Below are 2105 nucleotides of genomic sequence, written 5' to 3'. Positions count from 1 at the left end.
TCGCGCTGGAAGGCATCAATTTTCCGGGCCACTTTCTGCTACGCGTTCCCGGCGCGGATCATCTGCTCGATCCGTGCGGCGGGCGCAGGCTGTATCCCAAGGACTGCCGCGAGCTGCTGGTCCGCCAGTTCGGGCCGACCATGCAGCTACAGGCCGCACACATGACTCGCGCCACTGCGGCCAACATGCTGCAGCGTCTGTCCCGCAACCTGCGCCATCTGCACACGCTCAATGACGACCTGATCGCCGCACTGAAGGACGCCGACCGGATCGTGGAGCTGGGTCAGGCGACCAGCAGCGACCACATGGCCCGCGCCAGCCTCTATCAATCGCTGGAATGCCCGCAAGCCGAGCGCTTCGACCTTCAGCACGCACTGATGCTGAGCGAAGACCCGATTCAACGGTTGCGTCTCACTGAACGCCTGAGCCAGTTGCCCTCTCATCGCAGCGTGCACTGATGCACGTCAAGCCTTGAGGGTTGGTATTGTTACCGACTGAGTAACGCTGCATATCCTGCTCAGGGATGTTTCATCCACGGCTCGAACGTTAACCTTCGCGCCCTCGAATGACGTGGATTTTTCAGCTCCCTGAATCAACGTCTCTTTAACCGCTACGCAGTGTGCTGTGCAGCGGTTTTTTTTCGAGCGAGGATAGATCACTGCCTCTGAGTCATCCCCAGGCAGACGGCGTTCTCGCGCTGCGCCCCTGTTTTTCGAGCGCCTTGATCCTGAGCATGTCGGGACTGTCACCGGACCGGGCAAAGGCTTCAAGGTTTTGAATGATATGAATGGCTCTGATGTAGTCCGGCACTAATAATTTTGCATAAGGATCACCCCACGCTGATTTCTCTTTCATCTCAACGATGCGGCTGGCGAAGAACTCCAGTGCATTGATTTCCTTGTCCGGGTTGAGCACTTTCCCCTTGGCGTCAAACTCATTGCCAGCCCGGCTCATGAGTTCGGCAGTGTGATTGTCGATAAAGCCGAACTTGTACAGCATCATTCCCGCCTTCGCCAGTTCCTCTGGGGTGATCTGCGCGGGATTGAAGTCCTTGAACAAGGGCTTCATCTTGCGTTTTTCCATTTCGAAAGAGTTGAGCGCAAGCGCATTTTCCCCGACGTCTCTCAGCACCTGACTGATCTGGACCGCAGGCTTCTTGATGTCGACTCGTGCAGGAGGTGTCTTTATGGTGACCTGTGGCAAGTCACCCCAGATGAATCTGGCCATATATCGCTCCGATAATAATGAGTTCAAACCTCATATCGGAGCGAGCGCGGGTTAGTTGACGCATATAGAAAAATCAGTCCAGATACTACATATGCAAAAAACAAGTCTTACATACGTGAGTAAATAAACTTACAAAAAACCTGCCCACCATAAAACCATTAATTATTCATTATGGCTCAACGGAATCAGCGTCACCGGCAGCCCGGAGCCGGACAGGCGAAACTGTCCGACCGACCGCCGTGAAAAATAGCGCTATTTCACATAGTTCTGCAGATTGGCCATCATCTCTTTCAGCGCTTCGATGTTATCCGCCGGGTGCGCCGCGTCGTCGAAGTTGCCGATGTTATGCCACTGCCCGGCAACCTCTTCCGGACTGAAACCTGCCTGCGGATCGAAGCACGCCCCCAGACTACGCTCCCAGCGGACCTTGCCGATCCAGCCGCCGCCGACTTCGAACAGGCTGCCGCTTTCCTGACAGCGTTCACTGCCCAGGTACACCACCAGTGGGCTGACCAGTTCAGGCTTGAGCAACTCGAACACATTGGCCGGAATCAGGCCCTCGGTCATGCGTGTGCCGCCGGTCGGCGCGATGGCATTGACGAAGATCCCGTTCTTGCGTCCTTCCAGCGCCAGGGTGCGGGTCAGCCCGTACAGCCCGAGCTTGGCCATCGCATAGTTGGACTGCCCGAAGTTGCCGTAGATACCCGAGGTCGAAGAGGTGAAGATCACCCGACCGTAATTCTGCTCGCGCAGATAGGGCCAGGCTGCATGGGTGACTTTGTAGGCACCCTCCACATGCACGCGATACACCAGATCCCAGTCGGCATCCTCCATCTTGGCGAAGGTCTTGTCGCGCAGAATGCCAGCGTTGTTGACCA

Annotated in this window: 3 protein-coding genes; 1 reads left to right on the top strand and 2 read right to left on the bottom strand. The window is 56.3% G+C overall.

The genetic code is table 11. From position 1 onward, the window contains the following. On the top strand, window positions 1–458 hold a 458-nt coding region (locus tag BZK31_RS28525), incomplete at its 5' end, for a transglutaminase family protein (RefSeq protein WP_157900835.1). 211 nt (window positions 459–669) lie between these two features. On the opposite strand, the gene BZK31_RS28520 is transcribed toward BZK31_RS28525, so the two are convergent. Continuing rightward, the gene (locus BZK31_RS28520) at window positions 670–1227 is read right to left on the bottom strand and encodes a hypothetical protein (protein WP_083186473.1); all 558 of its coding nucleotides are present in this window, start codon (window positions 1225–1227) and stop codon (window positions 670–672) included. Window positions 1228–1479: 252 nt separating this feature from the next. After that, a partial coding sequence (locus BZK31_RS28515; protein WP_083186472.1) for an SDR family NAD(P)-dependent oxidoreductase occupies window positions 1480–2105 on the bottom strand: 626 nt, incomplete at its 5' end.

This window comes from Pseudomonas floridensis, assembly GCF_002087235.1.
GTDB lineage: Bacteria > Pseudomonadota > Gammaproteobacteria > Pseudomonadales > Pseudomonadaceae > Aquipseudomonas > Aquipseudomonas floridensis.
This window is presented reverse-complemented; position numbering and strand designations above follow the sequence as displayed.